Origin of the sequence: Acinetobacter entericus (genome assembly GCF_026168575.1) — a bacterium.
Classification (GTDB): Bacteria; Pseudomonadota; Gammaproteobacteria; order Pseudomonadales; family Moraxellaceae; genus Acinetobacter; species Acinetobacter bouvetii.
The window spans coordinates 1-374 of the sequence record NZ_JAPEQW010000147.1; the positions used below are offsets into that span (position 1 = coordinate 1).

The window sequence follows — 374 nt, forward strand, 5'->3', positions numbered from 1 at the left end:
CCCGCGCCCTCACTCCCGGGCAACGTGCCGTGGCATTCGGAGTTTGTCAGGACTTGACAGGCGGTGAAGCCCTCGCATCCTATCAGTCGCTCTACCTCCACGGTACTCGCACCCGAGGCTGCACCTAAATGCATTTCGGGGAGTACGAGCTATCTCCAGGTTTGATTGGCCTTTCACTCCTACCCACAGGTCATCCGAAAGCTTTTCAACGCTTACCGGTTCGGACCTCCAGACAGTGTTACCTGTCCTTCATCCTGCCCATGGGTAGATCACCTGGTTTCGCGTCTGCCCGCCCCGACAGGGACGCCGTGTTCCGACTCGCTTTCGCTGCGGCTCCGTACCTGTTGGCACTTAGCCTCGCCGGGACGGGCAAC

The 374-nt window shown here is 60.2% G+C and carries 1 rRNA gene; it reads right to left on the minus strand.

Features of this window, described 5'->3' with window-relative positions:
* A 23S ribosomal RNA gene (locus OKC24_RS19970) occupies positions 1-374 on the minus strand; the annotation flags it as partial.